At 59.7% G+C, this 15,502-nt stretch carries 13 protein-coding genes; 11 read left to right on the forward strand and 2 right to left on the reverse strand.

From position 1 onward, the window contains the following. Nucleotides 1-237 precede the first annotated feature (237 nt). Nucleotides 238-3,138 carry a DNA polymerase I gene (gene polA / locus DS843_RS24365; RefSeq protein WP_149471423.1) on the reverse strand — a complete coding sequence of 967 codons (2,901 nt, stop codon included), beginning with the start codon at nucleotides 3,136-3,138 and terminating at the stop codon, nucleotides 238-240. A 101-nt stretch (nucleotides 3,139-3,239) separates the two neighbouring features. Further along, nucleotides 3,240-3,902 (reverse strand): DUF6766 family protein, encoded by a 663-nt coding sequence (locus DS843_RS24370; RefSeq protein WP_149471424.1) that lies wholly within the window; start codon nucleotides 3,900-3,902, stop codon nucleotides 3,240-3,242. A gap of 176 nt (nucleotides 3,903-4,078) precedes the next feature. Here DS843_RS24370 and DS843_RS24375 point away from each other — a divergent pair, with 176 nt between their 5' ends. From DS843_RS24375 to DS843_RS24425, 11 genes are all read left to right on the forward strand, one after another. After that, nucleotides 4,079-4,627, forward strand: a complete 549-nt coding sequence (locus tag DS843_RS24375) for a hypothetical protein (RefSeq protein ID WP_208852307.1) — start codon at nucleotides 4,079-4,081, stop codon at nucleotides 4,625-4,627. Between the two features lie 1,072 nt (nucleotides 4,628-5,699). Further along, on the forward strand, nucleotides 5,700-5,960 hold the full coding sequence (locus tag DS843_RS24380) for a BRO family protein (RefSeq protein WP_149471425.1): 261 nt from the start codon (nucleotides 5,700-5,702) through the stop codon (nucleotides 5,958-5,960). 13 nt (nucleotides 5,961-5,973) lie between these two features. Further along, the gene (locus DS843_RS24385) at nucleotides 5,974-7,131 is read left to right on the forward strand and encodes a hypothetical protein (protein ID WP_149471426.1); all 1,158 of its coding nucleotides are present in this window, start codon (nucleotides 5,974-5,976) and stop codon (nucleotides 7,129-7,131) included. Between the two features lie 440 nt (nucleotides 7,132-7,571). Next, on the forward strand, nucleotides 7,572-8,690 hold the full coding sequence (locus tag DS843_RS24390) for a hypothetical protein (RefSeq protein WP_149471427.1): 1,119 nt from the start codon (nucleotides 7,572-7,574) through the stop codon (nucleotides 8,688-8,690). A 772-nt stretch (nucleotides 8,691-9,462) separates the two neighbouring features. Then, complete coding sequence (locus DS843_RS24395) at nucleotides 9,463-9,717, forward strand: hypothetical protein (RefSeq protein WP_149471428.1); 255 nt, start codon at nucleotides 9,463-9,465, stop codon at nucleotides 9,715-9,717. A 236-nt stretch (nucleotides 9,718-9,953) separates the two neighbouring features. Next, nucleotides 9,954-11,501 (forward strand): hypothetical protein, encoded by a 1,548-nt coding sequence (locus DS843_RS24400; RefSeq protein ID WP_149471429.1) that lies wholly within the window; start codon nucleotides 9,954-9,956, stop codon nucleotides 11,499-11,501. A gap of 54 nt (nucleotides 11,502-11,555) precedes the next feature. Then, a complete protein-coding gene (locus tag DS843_RS24405) occupies nucleotides 11,556-12,749 on the forward strand; it encodes a hypothetical protein (protein WP_149471430.1) in 1,194 nt (397 codons plus the stop codon). Nucleotides 12,750-13,444: 695 nt separating this feature from the next. Continuing rightward, nucleotides 13,445-13,690 carry a hypothetical protein gene (locus tag DS843_RS24410; RefSeq protein ID WP_149471431.1) on the forward strand — a complete coding sequence of 82 codons (246 nt, stop codon included), beginning with the start codon at nucleotides 13,445-13,447 and terminating at the stop codon, nucleotides 13,688-13,690. Between the two features lie 401 nt (nucleotides 13,691-14,091). Continuing rightward, complete coding sequence (locus DS843_RS24415; RefSeq protein WP_149471432.1) at nucleotides 14,092-14,601, forward strand: hypothetical protein; 510 nt, start codon at nucleotides 14,092-14,094, stop codon at nucleotides 14,599-14,601. 24 nt (nucleotides 14,602-14,625) lie between these two features. Continuing rightward, complete coding sequence (locus DS843_RS24420; RefSeq protein WP_149471433.1) at nucleotides 14,626-14,892, forward strand: tape measure protein; 267 nt, start codon at nucleotides 14,626-14,628, stop codon at nucleotides 14,890-14,892. A gap of 225 nt (nucleotides 14,893-15,117) precedes the next feature. Beyond that, entirely contained in the window at nucleotides 15,118-15,495 is a 378-nt protein-coding gene (locus DS843_RS24425; RefSeq protein WP_149471434.1) for a hypothetical protein, read from the forward strand. Nucleotides 15,496-15,502: the final 7 nt, after the last annotated feature.

Genomic DNA, 15,502 nt, shown 5'->3' on the forward strand with positions numbered 1-15,502 from the left:
CACCCCGAATGAGGCGGAGACCGGCCTTCGGCGGTTGTTCTCCCGTGAAGGTGAAGGTGAAGGTGAAGGTGAAGGTGAGGGGGGCCAACCTTGCCATACGCGCTGACATGAGGTCAGAGCGATGTCGGGAGCGCCGGTGGGGGAACGAGGGCTTGTCCTTTTCAGGCGAAGGATGACGCCGCCCTTACGGACCGGCCCTTCGGTCCACAGTCCCCCGATCCACAGTCTCCGCAACCCTCAATGCGCCTCGTCCCAGTTGCCGCCGATGCCGGCCTCCGCGACCAGAGGAACGCCGAGCGTGGCGGCTCCCTCCATAACCTCGCGCACCAGCTTGGCGGCGGCCTCGGCCTGATCCTCCGGGGCTTCGAACAGCAGTTCGTCGTGGACCTGAAGCAGCATCCGCACGTCGTCGAATCCGGCCTCCTTCAGGGCGTCGGGCACGCGGGCCATGGCGCGCTTCATGATGTCGGCGGCGGTGCCCTGGATCGGGGCGTTGATCGCCTGACGTTCCGCGAAGGCGCGGCGCGCCGCGTTCTTCTCGTGGATGCCGGGGATGTAGCAGCGCCGCCCGAACAGCGTCACCACATGGCCGTTCTGGCGGGCGAAGGCCTTGGTCCTTTCCATCCACACCTTCAGTTCGTGGAAGCGCTCGAAATAGGCCTTGATGAAGGCGTTTGCCTCGCCCGGCGCGATGCCGAGCTGGCGGCCCAGCCCGAAGCCGGAAATGCCGTAGATGATGCCGAAGTTGATCGCCTTGGCCTTGCGCCGGATTTCCGAGGTCATCTGGTCCAGCGGCACGCCGAAGACCTGGCTGGCCGTCGCCGCGTGAATGTCGATGCCGTCGCGGAACGCCTGTTTCAGGGCGGCGATGTCCGCCATCTCCGCGACCAGCCGCAATTCGATCTGCGAATAGTCGACGGAGATCAGCTTGTGCCCCGGCGCGGCGACGAAGGCGCGGCGGATCTTGCGGCCTTCCTCCGTGCGGACGGGGATGTTCTGCAGGTTCGGATCGGTCGAGGACAGGCGGCCCGTGTTGGTCGCCGCCATGGCGAAGGCGGTGTGCACCCGCTCCGTCCCCTCCACGATCTGGGCCTGGAGCGCGTCGGTGTAGGTGTTCTTCAGCTTCGCCAACTGCCGCCAGTCCAGCACGCGCTGGGCGATGACGTGGCCCTGCTCCGCCAGCTCCTCCAGCACGCTGGAGTCGGTGGAGTAGGCGCCGGTCTTGCCCTTCTTGCCGGTGCCGAGCTTCATCTCATCGAACAGGATTTCGCCGAGCTGCTTGGGCGAGCCGATGTTGAAGCTGCGCCCGGCGTGCCCGTGAACCTCCTTTTCGATCTCCGCCATGCGGACGGCGAGGTCTTGCGAGAGGCGGGCCAGCGCCGCCCGGTCCACCCGGATGCCGCAGGATTCCATATCGGCGATCACCGGGACCAGCGGGCGTTCCAGCGTCTCGTAGACGGTGACCATCCGGTCGTCCACCAGCCGCGGCTTCAGCACCCGCCACAGCCGCAGCGTGACGTCGGCGTCCTCCGCCGCGTAGGCAAGCGCCTTGTCCAGCGGCACGCGGTCGAAGGTGATCTGGCTCTTTCCGCTGCCGCAGACCTCCTTGAAGGGGATGGTCTTGTGGGCGAGATGCAGCTCCGCCAGCTCGTCCATGCCGTGGCCGTGGGCGCCGCCCTCCAGCACGTAGGAGATCAGCATGCTGTCGTCGATGGGCGACACGCGCACGCCGTGGCGGGCGAAAAGCTGATGGTCGAACTTGAAATTGTGCCCGATCTTCAGGATCGCCGGGTCCTCCAGCACCTCCCGCAGGGCCTTCAGCGCGTCCTCCGCCGGGATTTGCTTCGGCGTTTCCGGCGCCTCGAAGGACAGCTCCCCGCTGGCTGCGGCGTTGGGGGCCTGATGCGCCAGGGGGATGTAGCAGGCCAGCCCCGGCTCCGTCGCGAGCGAGATGCCGACCAGCGTCGCCGTGGCGGGGGTCAGCGAGTCGGTTTCCGTGTCCACGGCCAGGATGCCGGTGGCGCGGGCGCGTTCCAGCCAGACGGCCAGGGCGTCCAGGTCCTGCACCAGCTCGTACCGCTGCTCCACGTCGGTGGGCGGAGCGGGGCGGCTGCGCGGCGCGTTTGCGGGCTCCGCCGAAGCGGTTGGGACGTCCTTCACCGGAGCCGCGGACGGCGTGGAGGAGGGGAGCGCACCGTCGGCGATGGTGCCGTCCTTGCGCATTTCCGCCTCGACGCGGCTGACGATGGTGCGGAAGCCCTGGGCCCTCAGGAAGTCGATCAGCTTCTGGTGGTCGGGCTCGCGGACGCGCAGTTCCTCCAGCGGTTTCGGCGCCGGGGCGTGGTCGTCGAGCAGGACGAGGCGGCGGGAGATCCGCGCCTGTTCCGCGAAGTCGATCAGCTTCTGGCGGCGGGCCGGCTGCTTGATTTCCCCGGCGCGGGCCAGCAGCGACTCCAGGTCGCCGTATTCGGTGATGAGCTGCGCGGCGGTCTTCACGCCGATGCCCGGCACGCCCGGCACGTTGTCCACGCTGTCGCCGGCCAGAGCCTGCACGTCCACCACCTTGTCAGGGGCGACGCCGAACTTCTCGAACACCTCGTCGGGACCGATGGGCTTGTTCTTCAGCGGGTCGAGCATCCGCACGCCGGGGCGGACGAGCTGCATCATGTCCTTGTCGGACGACACGATGGTGACCTCGCGTCCGGCCTCGTTCGCCAGCCGCGCGTAGGTGGCGATCAGGTCGTCGGCCTCGTAGCCCTCCAACTCCAGGCAGGGCAGGCAAAAGGCCTCCGTCGCCTCGCGGATCAGGGCGAACTGGGGCTTCAGCTCCTCCGGCGGCTCGGGTCGGTGGGCCTTGTATTCGGGATAGAACTCGTTGCGGAAGTTCAGCCGCTTCGAATCGAAGACCACCGCCACGGCGGACGCCTTCAGATCGGCCAGCAGCTTCAGCAGCATGTTGGAGAAGCCCAGCACCGCGTTCACCGGCGTGCCGTCCGGACGGTTCAGCATCGGCAGCGCGTGGAAGGCCCGGAAGATGAAGCCCGACCCGTCCACCAGATACAGGCCGCTGCCGTCCCCGGCGGGTGCGGGGGCTTCGGTGACGGTCTGGAGCGTGTCGGTGGTCTTGTCGTCGGACATGGTGCGGCCTCTTCCCTTCGGGGCGATACCATGGCCGAAGGCGGCCCGAGAGTCGAGCCTGCCCGACGCCGCCGGAAGGCCAGCCGCGGAGAGCCGGAATCTCAGTCGCCGGTTTCGCTGTGCGGCGCGGCGACCGGCTTGGATTCGGGGGAGCCGCGTTCGCGCAGATAGATGCCGAGCACGACCAGCACGCCCATGGACAGGAACTCACTCTGCCAGTTCTGGAAGCTTTCGTACCAGAATTCCGGATCGGCGAGGGTTTCGCCCATGGACCTGGTCGGCTGGTGGTGCCACGCGGCCTCTTCGTTCGAGCGCCGCGTGCTGCCGGCCAGATGCAGGGTGAAGGACAGCACGAACAGGGTCACCAGGGCGATGCTGAGCGAATGGGAGTAGAGCCGCAGCAGGAGGCCGCCCCGGTGCACCGGCCAGGGCGCGTCGGGGTCGCCGCGCCGCCGTTCGGGCGCCTCGTCCTCCGGGTTGGCCTCCCCCGGCTTCCTGGACTCAGAGGAGCCCTTCTGGACCAGGATGGCGGTCAGGAGCACATAGACCGACATCTGGAGGAACTCGCTCTCCCAGTTCTCGAAGGTCGCCGACAGGAAATGGCCGGTGGTCAGATAGTCGAGGAATCCGACGGGCGGCTGGGCGTGGAGGCGAAGCTCCTCCGCCAGAGCGCGCCATCCGGCGAGCACCTGCCCGATGATCGAGACGAGAAACAGTCCGAACAAGGCGACCGACAACCCGTTGTCCCGCAGGAAGCGACGCATGTGCTGCCCCCTTGCCTGATGCCAAGCCCCAGTCCGTCAACGCCTGGCCGGGCCGGAGGTTTCGCCGGCGCTCCATGACCCGCAACCGCGACCGCCCGAAGAGCCTCGTCAGGAACCTCGAAAGGTGCGGTTCTGTTGATGGGTGGCCTCCCACAACAACCCTTGGTCCACCTCCCATGAACCCGTACGTCGCCGGAGCCATCGCCGGTCTGGCCGGTACCGCCGCCATGACGGCGGCCATGCGCGCGATGTTCCGCGCCCTGCCGGAACAGGACCGCTATCCCCTGCCGCCGCGCCTCATCACGGACCGCGTCGTCGGCCCGACCGGGCTGATGGACGCCCTGGACGAACCGGAGCGCCGCGATCTGACGCTGGCCCTGCATTACGGCTATGGCGCCGCCGCCGGGGCGCTCTATCCGGCGGTGGCACAGCGGATCGGCGGGCCGGTGGTGGCGACGGGAATCGGCTATGGCCTTGCGGTCTGGGGCGCCAGCTATCTGGGATGGATTCCCGCGATGCGCATCCTGACCCCCGCGACCCGCCATCCGCGCGCCCGCAACACCCTGATGCTGGCCGCCCATGTGGTGTGGGGAGGGGTGACGGGGGTTACCGCGGCGTATTTGGTAGGTGTGAGCGGGAGCACCGGTTTTGACGGCGTGCCGCGACAGGAACGCTGGAATGCGAACGGGGCAAAAACGAAAAGAGCTCAGCCCGTATCAGGCTAAGCCCTTGAGAAAACTGGCGGACCCGAATGGATTCGAACCATCGGCCTCTGCCTTCGGAGGGTAAGTATCGACGATTTATTTCTTTGTCTTTACAATCCACAATATGTGCGATTTCAGTAATCTCTACGTCCAATATCTATGCTTTATATGACTTCATTTTGACTTTTACATTCATGCCCGACATATCCCGGCAGAAATGCCGGGATTGACTGGCGGGTCACACCTCTGAAATGCAGTGGATGTGCAATTGCAAGCGCCTAACAGAAAGGGGGGCTAGAAGCCCCCCGTGCTTTGTGCTTCGGTAGACGATCCCCCTACCAAACTACGAAATAACCTCTCGTCCAGCCTCCCATTCGTCGTGCCTTCCGATCCGCAGCACGCTTTGAGGCATGAACGCTCAGCAGTGTGTCGCCATCGTAAACGAAATACATCGTTGCGCCTCTGTCTCTCGAGTGCGCCTACGTGCGGGGGGAGGAAAATGACTCGTCCTTGCTCATCAAGTCGAGCATGTCCGAAATGATCGCCAAAATGCCAGTGAGCGCGTCAGCCGCATTCACCTCACCACGCATGACCTCACTCATCAGGCGGTTGACAGAGTCAACAAGCTCGCAGGTATTCATAACCAACAACCTCGTCAGACAACCACAAAACGGGGAAAAGATACAAAAACAGGACGTCATGTCAATACCGAAGAATGTGCATTCTCAACATGCGCAGCCTAAAAAACAGCATCCAAAGCGCGTTTAAGGGCCGTGCGAAGAAGCTTGCTAGCTTCCTTCTTCATTGCAGGGGAAAGGTGCATTCAAGCGCACGACTAAGCCGCATTCTCGGGGATCTCATGACCAAAGTACTTTAGTCGCGCAAGGGCGATTGCTTGAACAAGACGCGGCGCTTGATCGCCAAAACTCAGGTTAACATCCCAAGCGGAAAGGTTGCGGACTCTCACCCCACCTATGGCCCGACTGCGCGAGGGTCCAATTCCCTTCCTCATAGAAGACGGACATCCCCCGGCTAACTCGGTTCCTCGTAGAGCGACAACCGAGCGGCGCTAATTCCCTTCCTCATAGAGACGATGATCCAACGCCGCACCGTCACCGGCAACGGCGAGATGTGGTTCTGCGTCAAGGACGTTGCAGCCGCTCTCGGAGTCCAGATGGACGCTACCAGCTACGTCAAGTACCACGGCATCAAGCCTGACGAGATTAAAAGCTACGCCATAGCTAAAACCCCCGGTCGGCCTCCGCTGTTCATCAACGCAACGGCAGTCCGCCGTGTGGCCCAGCGCTCGAACAAACCCGCCATCCCGGCGGGCCTTTTGAGCAAAGTACTTTAGGAGACCCCCCACCATGTTTGACACCGCTATCGCGGAACAGGCGACCGTCGATCTGGCGGTGCCAACCTCCAAGGGTGACCTGACCGTCGCCCAACCGGACATCGAGGCCCAACTCACCGGCATCGCCCAGGCGATCAAAGTGGAGATGAAACGCACAGTCGAAACGGTCATCAAGATCGGGACGCTGCTGCTCCAGGCCAAGGAACTGACCGCCGACCCGAAGTGCGGGATCGACGGGCCGAACCCCGACGCGCGGTTCGGGAAGTGGGTGCGTTCGAATTTCGAACACACCCACGGACGCACCGTCCTGTCGCAGATGATGAACGTCGCCCGCGTCTACGGCGACCGTGATCCGTCCGAACTTGCGGGCTTTGCCCATTCCATCCTCTACGAACTGGCCGCGCCCTCGACCCCGGCGGACACCCGCGCGCAGATCGAGGCCAGCATCACCAGCGGCACCCGCATGACCGTCTCGGACGTGAAAGGCGCGATCCGCGATGCCCGCGATGCCCGCGATGCCCGCGATGTCCGCGATGCCCGCGATGCCCGCGATGCCCGCGATGCCCGCGATGCCCGCACGTCTTCCCCTGCGCCGCAGGACGAGGACGAGGACGCGAGCGACGACGTACCGTTCGATGTGGACCCGCCGAAGACCTCGACCGCACCGACCGTGCCGGATACAACCTCCAACGTTGCTGAGAACGACAACGAAGGGGAAACGAACACGGTGGGGATATTCGACAGAAAGCGCGACGAGGAAGGTGAGTTCCGGGCCGAAGTCGCAAACCTGATCAACATCAGGTGCGAAATGACCAGTGACCTGTTCATTCAGGACTTCGTCAAGAACGCCAAACCGGACTACTTCGTGGATCTGGCAAAGACGAAGCTTCTGGACGAACTTCGCGCTGGATGCTCTGCCGAGGACGCCATCGCCCTGGCACAGCAGACCATTCGTGAGGCGGAGGAAAAGCTGCGCGAGCAGATCGATGCCATCCTCATCGAGGCGAGCAACAAGGCCATGGCTTCGTTCATGAAGCAGGTGGATTCAAACAAGGTGCTGAACGACCCGACCTCTGGGAAGCTGCTTCAGCGCGTGCTGGATTACCGCAGCAGCAGCCTGCAAGAACGCCGAACGGCGCTGAAGGCCCTACAGAACAAATCCAAGAACTGACACCAGAAAGACCCGCCATAACCGGCGGGTCATTTTGCAAGGTCAACCAAACTATGAGCTTTTCAGTACTATGGCAAGTTACAAGGACATCAAGATTGCAACCACGGCAGTGCTTGAGGATTTGGCCACCAACGATCACCGCCTGACCAAGGAAGAGATTTTCGCCCGCGTGCGGAAGTACAACAAGCGCATCAGCGGAAGCGAAGAGAATTACATTCTCTTTGGCGAAGCACTTCGCATACTGGCGCACCGAAGCGCGGTTCGCCGCGACACCTGCCGAAGCCATCGGCTTCGCTCTCGACCGCTACGCCCGCATCGGATAAACGTTAGTGAGAGCAACGAGGGGAAAACAGTACGGTAGATATATTCGACCGCATTGTGACGAGGTAGCCGTATTTTCCACATTGGATGTAAGTCCAATCATTAGAGGTAGGAAACATATGACAATAAACTGGGATCGTCATTGGCAATTCTATGCCGTTCGACCGACGTTCTGTGAGAAACCAAACGAAGGAATTATGTGGCCTAAAAGAAGTATCCAAGAAATACAGGAGCATAATTCCAATATAATGCTTGGATGGGAAGCTTTCATATTTAAGCTGCCAAACCCTTTTCTGATGTCGAATGAGTGTCCAAAAATCTGTAAAATTTCCTGGAAAGGAAAGGACGCCTTTATTTATCCTCCGTTCCAAATTAATGAGCCTCAAGAAATCGCGGGTGCTTTCAAGGACGCAGTGATACCAAATCGCCTGTCGTTTCCGCATACGTCAGGCACACAGCTACCTTCGCATGCAATAGGTGGTCTCAGCACTCAGTACCAGTCATCCGATGGAGATAAGCAATGCCATGGAATTCGTATTGATGCTGAACAAGGATTTGAAGTTTCAAGTTTCCTGAAGCTCTTCAGCGACCATGTTGCCCAGAATGCATTTCAGTGGTGGCTTAGGTCACCCGATACGCCATTTCATGGTCCACTCCGCTTTGTTGTCGAGCTAGACAAAGATCACGGGGTCCGCGAGATGATGAGATACAGCGGAGCGCAATCTATTGAGGGTACGTGGTTCACAGCACGGCAAACGCAGTCCTTATTCGGATTTGAGCGTCTGATAACTCCTGAGATATGGCATCGGTGCGTTATTGATGCGTCCTTGGAATGGAAAGTAGAAACAGGAATAATGTCATTTATTGATGCAATTTGTCACTACAAAGCAGAGGACGACGAGCGATGCATTCTCAACCTTGCTATATGCTTCGAAATATTGGAGAGCAAGAGGCAAATTTTAGACAAGGGGCGCGCACATTCGTCAAACAAAAAGCTACTTGAGCACAGCATTCTCGCATCAGGAAAGATAAAAGATATATTAAGAAAGCTAATTATTGATCGCGACCATGTTTCTCACGGGCGGAAGCCATATATTATTGGATCAACGCAAGAAATAAGTATGTCTGATTACTTGGAAGCGATTCTTGAGGTAGTTAACAGATACATCAAACTACTGAAGCCTGGAGAGTATGAGGAAATGTTGAAACAAGATTTGCATAGTACACGAAAATCATAAGAGATGAAATTTCTTTGACGCACCCGCCACCGCGAATATATCGCAAAGCTACAAGATGTTACGAGGCTGATGCCTGAATATCACGACGCAAAATGTAGTGCGTCGCTTCGCAACATCTTGTATACCCTCTCCGCCGCGAGACATCACGCCACGTCGAGAGGCAGAATCCCTATTTTGCCTGTCTCAAGTCCCATTTTCGAATAATCGCCTAAGGTCCATTATGACAAACCGGCTGCTCAAAGCGCTCCTAATCACTTGTGATTATTGAATTTTTAGCAACCTATCCACAACAGGCCATTCATTCCCATGGAGAGTTATTTTATCCTAGCCATTTCGCAGCTTGGCTGTACAGTCTGCTGAGCCGCACTACTCAATTCAATGCTCTGCAAAGCCTCTCGGGAGCGTTGCAGGGGCGTGAAAGTGGCGGAAAACCTAACGGAATGGCGTTGAAGGCCGGTTTTCGCGCAACGTTTGACCCTGGAAATCAAGCGTTTTCGCAAAGCCGTGGAAAGCCATCGCATGGGGTGCCGCAATGGTTTGGGTAATGCTTCGAGGGGACCCACAAGGGGTAGTATCCCCTCCCGCTGGGAAAGGCCGCAGGTGGTGGGGGTGGGGCGTGATAATGTCCAGCGTTGAGTGCGAATGAAGCAAGATCATCCTTAGCTTGGACTTTTTTTGTTCAACTCGTGTACAAACGTGATGAACTGTAGTATAATTCTGCGAATTGTTTCGAAAAATGGAGTCAACATCACATCTGAGAAAGGACAAAACGATGCTAGTACGTGAAAGGGTATTGATGGAGCCTGATCCATCACGCTTCGCCACCTATGAGGAACTTGCGAAGTTGCTCGGCATTCAGGCGGACAGCGTCAAGGCCGCAGTATGCCGCTACGCGATCCCTCGCGTGATGTACGCGAAGAAAGCCTATGTCGATAAGGCCGCTGCCCTGAAGATGTGGGGCGTTACTCTGGAGTTGCCCGAAGAAGCCATTAAGCGGCAGGTGGCGACCGTGAACTCAATTCGTTAACCGATAACGTAAGGATGAACAAGATGACGTTTGATTTTCACTAGGCCATTTCCGCCGATTGGACGGCAACTCTTGCCTTTGGTTCTGGAAAAGACACCAAGAAAGGCGAATGGAAGAACGACTCTATTAACCGTCATCAGCTTATCGAGGGCTTGACGACGCATAAAGTCGGCGCGAAAGACGGGCCTTGCTTTCTTCAAGGTGAGTGCGCCGAAGGCATCCGCCTGAACAGCGCCATGAGTCGCCTGTTCATCGTCGGCATCGACGTGGATAACGGCATGCCGGGTGCGGAGATTGATCGAATCATCTCCGAACGCGGGCTGTTCGCCATCCGCTACACCACCCATTCCCACGGACGCGACGTGACCGAGGTGCGCAAGGATGACCTTGTCCGTTTCCAGCGGGACAACCCCGGTGCAGGCGTGCAGGAGTATCTGGCGACGAAGAAGGGCTATCTTTCCCCCATCCTCGACTCCATCGCCGCGACGGATGAGGCCATGACCGCGAACGGTCTCGTGATGCGGGTGACGCACGCACCGATGGACAAGAACCGGGTGATTTTCGTGCTGGCGAGGCCGTGGGCTGTGACCGACTACCCGACGCAGGATGAGGCACGGAAAGCCTGGAAATCAGCATACAAGGCGTTTGCGGCGTGGTTGGGTATCGAGGTGGATGAATCCTGTAGCGAGGTCGCACGCCTCTTCTACCTCCCCCGTCACGCCGAGGGCGCACCCTTCGAAACGAAGGTTCACGAAGGGCGCGCGGTCGATATCTTCGCGCTGCCCACGAGCGGCGGGGCGAACCCCTACCTTGACGCAGCGAAGGGGATGGGGGCTGCAACGGGCGAAGGCGAGACCTACCAGACTTTGCGGCGATGGGCGGGGGCGGGCTTCGCCAATGCCTTCCTGATGGGCGACTTCCTGGCGGAGTGTGCGCCCGACCGGCTGCGGAGCGAGTTCGACCGTGACGCGGCGAAGCGGCACATCGAATGTCCCTATGCCGATGAACACACCGACCCGACCAAAGGAGGCGGGACCTTCGTCATGAACGCGGGCGACGGAAACACCTCTGCCGGGTTCGTGGTGAAGTGTATGCACGGGCATTGCGCCGACCGTGACCGGTTGCACTTCGTCGAAGGGATGCTTCGGGACGGTTGGTTCACCCTCGCGGACATGGCCGACCCGCGTTGGTATCTCGACGTTGAGGGGCTGGAGTTCGGGGACCTGCGCGCGACCCTGTTGGGGGAGACGGTGCTTGACCGGCTTACCGAAGGATTCGACGGCGGGACCGCGCTCGAAAGCGGCGACGGGATCACGCTGGACTATGGACGCGCGGCGCTGGCGGACTTGGTGCGGCGCGGGGCCGATGACTTCGAGGCCATCGCGTTGTGCCAGACCCTTGCGGAGAAGGGGAAGCGTCTGGGACTGACCAAGACGGATTGGAGAAGGCTCTACCGCCAGATCAAGGACGAAGCGAAGGCGACGACGCGAGCGTCCGACAAGAAGGCGAACAGCGACACCCGACCAACCGTGTTCGTGGATGCGGACTTCCGCGAGGCCGTGGGCAAAGTACTTTCGGTGCTGGTGGAGGGGAACACGCCCCCACGCCTGTTCAAGTTCAACAGCACCCTGTCCCGCGTCGAGCGTCTTGACCGCGACCAACTGTCGATCCGCCCGCTCGATGACAGGAAGTTGCGCCGCGAATCCTCTCAAGTGGTCAGGTGGTTAAAGCCGTCTGATGGGGATGACTTCCGTGAAGTCGCTCCGCCGATGGACGTGATTTAGGATATTCTGGCGACACCTCCTAATGAACTCCCGTTCCCGGTTCTTGATGGTGTCGTGGGGACTCCCTTCTTCACGAAGGACGGGCGGTTGCACCAAACACCGGGTTACGACGAGGTGTCACGAATCTACTACTTCCCATCCAACGGGTTCGTGCTACCGCCGGTGTCAGACAAGCCGTCTCCCGAAGAAGTCGCCCGCGCAAAGGGACTCCTCCTTGACGATGTGCTGGTGGATTTCCCGTTCTACGGAATGGTTGAGGCGGAGCGGGCGCACGCGGTCGCGATGCTTCTCCAGCCCTTCGTGCGCCAGATGATCGAAGGCCCCACGCCGGTGTACTGGGTCCACAAGCCCGCGCCTGGAACCGGAGCGGGGAAGCTTATCAACACCGTCTCCATTCTTGCGGTGGGGACCGATGCCGAGGCCATCACCGAAGAACGCAGCGAAGACGGCTGGCGCAAGAAGATTACAATGGCAATGCTGTCCGGTTCACCGCTGTTCTTCCTCGACAACGTGAACTATCCGTTGGACTCGGGAGCGCTGGCGTCCGTGATCACTCAGCGTTTCTGGCGTGACCGATTGCTTGGATCGAACGACGAAGTCAACGTTCCGGTGAAGTGCCAGTTCATCATGACGGGAAACAACGTCACGATGTCCGGTGAACTTCTGCGTCGCTGTGTCCGCATTTTCATCAACGCGGGGCTTGCAGACCCGACCACGCGGACGGGGTTCAAGCACCCAGACCTTGAGGCATGGGTGAAGGAGAACCGCAGCGAACTGGTTTGGGCGTGTTTGACGCTGATTCAACACTGGATCGCGTCAGGCAAGCGGAAGTTCGACGGGAAGCCCCTGGCGTCCTTCGAGGCTTGGAGCAGCGTCATGGGCGGGATTCTCGCGTCCGCTGGGATTGACGGCTTCCTTGCGAACCGTTCGACGATGATGAAGGACGGGAACGAAGAGCTTCAGGCGAAGACAGCATTCGTTCAGGCGTGGTGGGATCGTTATGGCGGAGGCAACGTCACCACAGGCGACGACCTGTTCGACATCGCGTCCGACAGTGAACCGGCCCTCGACATCCGGGGTGGGACGGACACCGCGCGGAGACGGTCGCTCGGCATGCTGGTAAGGGCGATGAAGGACCAACTCTTTGAAATCTCAGAGGAAGGAGGCGAGACGATCACGGTCAAAGTGGTCAATGGTGTCGGGAACGCGCATAAGAAGGTTGCCGGGTGGCGGCTTGAGCGGCAGTGAAGCGGCGGGGGGGTGGTTCATCTCCCGCCCTACCGGCGGGTAGTGCGGGGGCCTGCGGGGAGTGTGCGGGGACTCCCCGCGTGACTCCCCGCAAGAAAAACCAAGGTTTTTCAATGGTTTAGAGTGCTTTGCGGGGAGTGCGGGGACTTTCTCCTATTTCTGAGTATGCAAATCAAATTTTTTTGAGCACACGCATAGCAATCGATCACGCGAGAAAAAAATGCGAAGTGTGTGTGTAAAACGCGGGGCCAAGTCCCCGCAGTCCCCGCGGAAGCGTATAAGTCATTGATAATGAAGAGTTTTTCTTGCGGGGACCCCGGTGAAGAGTTCCCGCAAAAGTCCCTGCACTCCCCGCAAGTCCCCGCTGGTCCCGCCTCTGACCTTCTCATAACAAATCACCACATCGTGGGGCGCTTCAGAAACAATAGAAGGGGCGACAACCTACCAATTAAACGCCGCTTATGCTATAATACACCATAACGTCATCCCTGTTCTTCAATCCTAATAAAAGCGCCACTTGCATCTTGCGGTGGCGCTTTTATTTTGAGCCGCTATATTGCATTATTCAACAACTTGTCGTATAATATTGAAATTGTTTTGGTAAGCCATAAAACACCTCTAGACGGGGCGGAAGAGTAAAACGCAACGCGCTTGCTCTTCCGTATCCTGTCCACCATTCATAAGGAGCGTTGGCTATGCATGTGACATCGTTCAACAACCTTCCCACCACACCAGAATTCATTCCCGTTGGAGAATTTGCCCGCATCATCGGCTTGCATGTCGAAACCGTCCGCCGTGCATATCGAAAAGGCTTCTTCGCCGGATATACGGTGCGCCAAGGGCGCGGGCGGGGAGGCGAAATTTATATCTCGTCTGAATTTCTACGCGAACGCGCCATCTCTTTCCCGACATCCCCAAAAACCAAGGATGAAAAGCAATGACCGATTTCGTTCTGACAGCCGGTATCGACTTCGTCAGCGCATAGAAGCAGGTAGACAAGTTCGTCGCTGAGACGGAACGCAAGGTCAAACGCCTGTCCGATATCCTGGCACGCGCCAACGCGCCGGGCGGCTCCAATTCCCGTCCTGGCATCTCGGGCGGCTCGAATGCCGGGCGCAACGCCGTCGATATTGCACGGCAAGCCATAGCCAATGAGCGCGCCTATCAGGCCGCTCTGACCCGTACCGAATCGATGGTTCAGCGCATCGGGCGGCAGATGGACGGCAACGCTGATATGATCAACCGCGCCCGCGCAGCCCTGTCTTCTTACAACAGCACCCTCCAGACGTTCGGTGCCCGGTCCATGGAAGGCGCGAAGGCGTAGGGCGAATTCGCCCGCAGCATGAACACCCTCAACCATGAGATCGCGCGCACCAACGGCTTGCTACCGACCCTGAACCGGGGCTTCGGTGGAGTCATCTCCGCGCTTGGTACCTTGTCCCCTGCGGCGGGCGGCGTGGCGCGAGACGTGGGCACGGTTGCAACGGGCCTACGCGCCGCTGGCGTGGCCGCTGGTGCGGCTGTGGGTGTTGTCGGCGGGGTTGCCTTGAGCTTCACCGCACTGAGTGTAGCGGCCCTCGCAGCGGGCGCGGCAATGGCAAGGCCGGTTGATGCCATGAACCTGCTGATCGGGAAGCTGAACGCCTCCACCGGCAGTATGGAATCGGCCAAAGTACTTTACGCCGATACGGTCGCCATCGCGAACCGCCTTGGCGTGGCCGTGGGTGACGTGGGTTCGGCCATGGCCCGTTTCGCGGGTGTCGGTAAGGATATCGGCTTGGCGAACAGCGACGTTTCCAGCCTTACCGAAACCTTCCTCAAGTTGGGCAAGGTGTCCGGTCAGACGGCGTAGGAAGCGGCTTCCTCCCTGACGTAGCTGTCACAGGCTCTTGCCAGCGGTAGGCTTCAGGGGGACGAGTACCGGTCCCTTGCCGAGAACATGCCCGCCCTGACTCGCGAAATCGCCCGCACGATGGGCGTGACGACAGGGGAGTTGAAAGGGCTTGCCAGCGCTGGGCTAATCACCACCGACATCGTGTTGAAGGCGCTGCGCAACATGACGGATCAGGTGAACAAGGACTTCGCCAGCATCCCCCGCACCGTTGAACAGATCAACACCGCTATCAGCAATCAGTGGGATTAGCTTCTCATCAACTTGGATAGCAAGTTGCGCCTGAGCGACTTGTACAAGTTCTTTTTGTAGCTACTGGAAAAGGCACTTCAGGCGGCGAACAACATGCTTGCCGGTCCCAAGCCCACCGAACGGGTTGCTGACCTTCAGGGGTAGATTGCAAGGCTGGATTCGTAGATTGCTCGGAACCCTATCGGTTGGATGCGGAAAGGGCTTCAGAACCAACGTGCTGAGCTTGTGAGGGAACTGGACGCGGTTCAGACGGATATGGTCCGCGCTGCCGTAGACGCCGGACAAGCCACCATCGATGCGGACAACCGGGCTTGGGAACAGCGTGTCAGCGTTGCCAAGCGCGGTACGAAAGACATCATCGAAGCGAACGACCCGATTGCAAAAGCGCATGCCGAGTATGCCAAGAGCCTTGAACAGCTAAACAAGTTCAAGCCTGATATCGGCGCTGAGGAGTACGAGACGGCTTTCAAGGCGATCACCAAAGGTCGTGTCCCATCGCGTGGTGTAGGAGCTGTGGGTAACCGGCCCGCCGAAGCGTCCCCTCACAGCTGGCGTAGGCGGGCCGGTTATCCACAGCGGACGGTCATCGAGGTTCTTCGGTAGAGTCTGG

Source organism: Roseomonas genomospecies 6 (assembly GCF_008365375.1).
In the GTDB taxonomy this organism is placed as follows: Bacteria; Pseudomonadota; Alphaproteobacteria; order Azospirillales; family Azospirillaceae; genus Azospirillum.

Excerpts from the sequence above, each read along its gene's own strand:
- polA (WP_149471423.1), bottom strand. The coding sequence starts at position 3,138 with ATGTCCGACGACAAGACCACCGACACGCTCCAGACCGTCACCGAAGCC.
- DS843_RS24370 (WP_149471424.1), bottom strand. The coding sequence starts at position 3,902 with ATGCGTCGCTTCCTGCGGGACAACGGGTTGTCGGTCGCCTTGTTCGGA.
- DS843_RS24375 (WP_208852307.1), top strand. The coding sequence starts at position 4,079 with ATGAACCCGTACGTCGCCGGAGCCATCGCCGGTCTGGCCGGTACCGCC.
- DS843_RS24380 (WP_149471425.1), top strand. The coding sequence starts at position 5,700 with ATGATCCAACGCCGCACCGTCACCGGCAACGGCGAGATGTGGTTCTGC.
- DS843_RS24385 (WP_149471426.1), top strand. The coding sequence starts at position 5,974 with ATGTTTGACACCGCTATCGCGGAACAGGCGACCGTCGATCTGGCGGTG.
- DS843_RS24390 (WP_149471427.1), top strand. The coding sequence starts at position 7,572 with ATGACAATAAACTGGGATCGTCATTGGCAATTCTATGCCGTTCGACCG.
- DS843_RS24395 (WP_149471428.1), top strand. The coding sequence starts at position 9,463 with ATGCTAGTACGTGAAAGGGTATTGATGGAGCCTGATCCATCACGCTTC.
- DS843_RS24400 (WP_149471429.1), top strand. The coding sequence starts at position 9,954 with ATGAGTCGCCTGTTCATCGTCGGCATCGACGTGGATAACGGCATGCCG.
- DS843_RS24410 (WP_149471431.1), top strand. The coding sequence starts at position 13,445 with ATGCATGTGACATCGTTCAACAACCTTCCCACCACACCAGAATTCATT.
- DS843_RS24415 (WP_149471432.1), top strand. The coding sequence starts at position 14,092 with ATGAACACCCTCAACCATGAGATCGCGCGCACCAACGGCTTGCTACCG.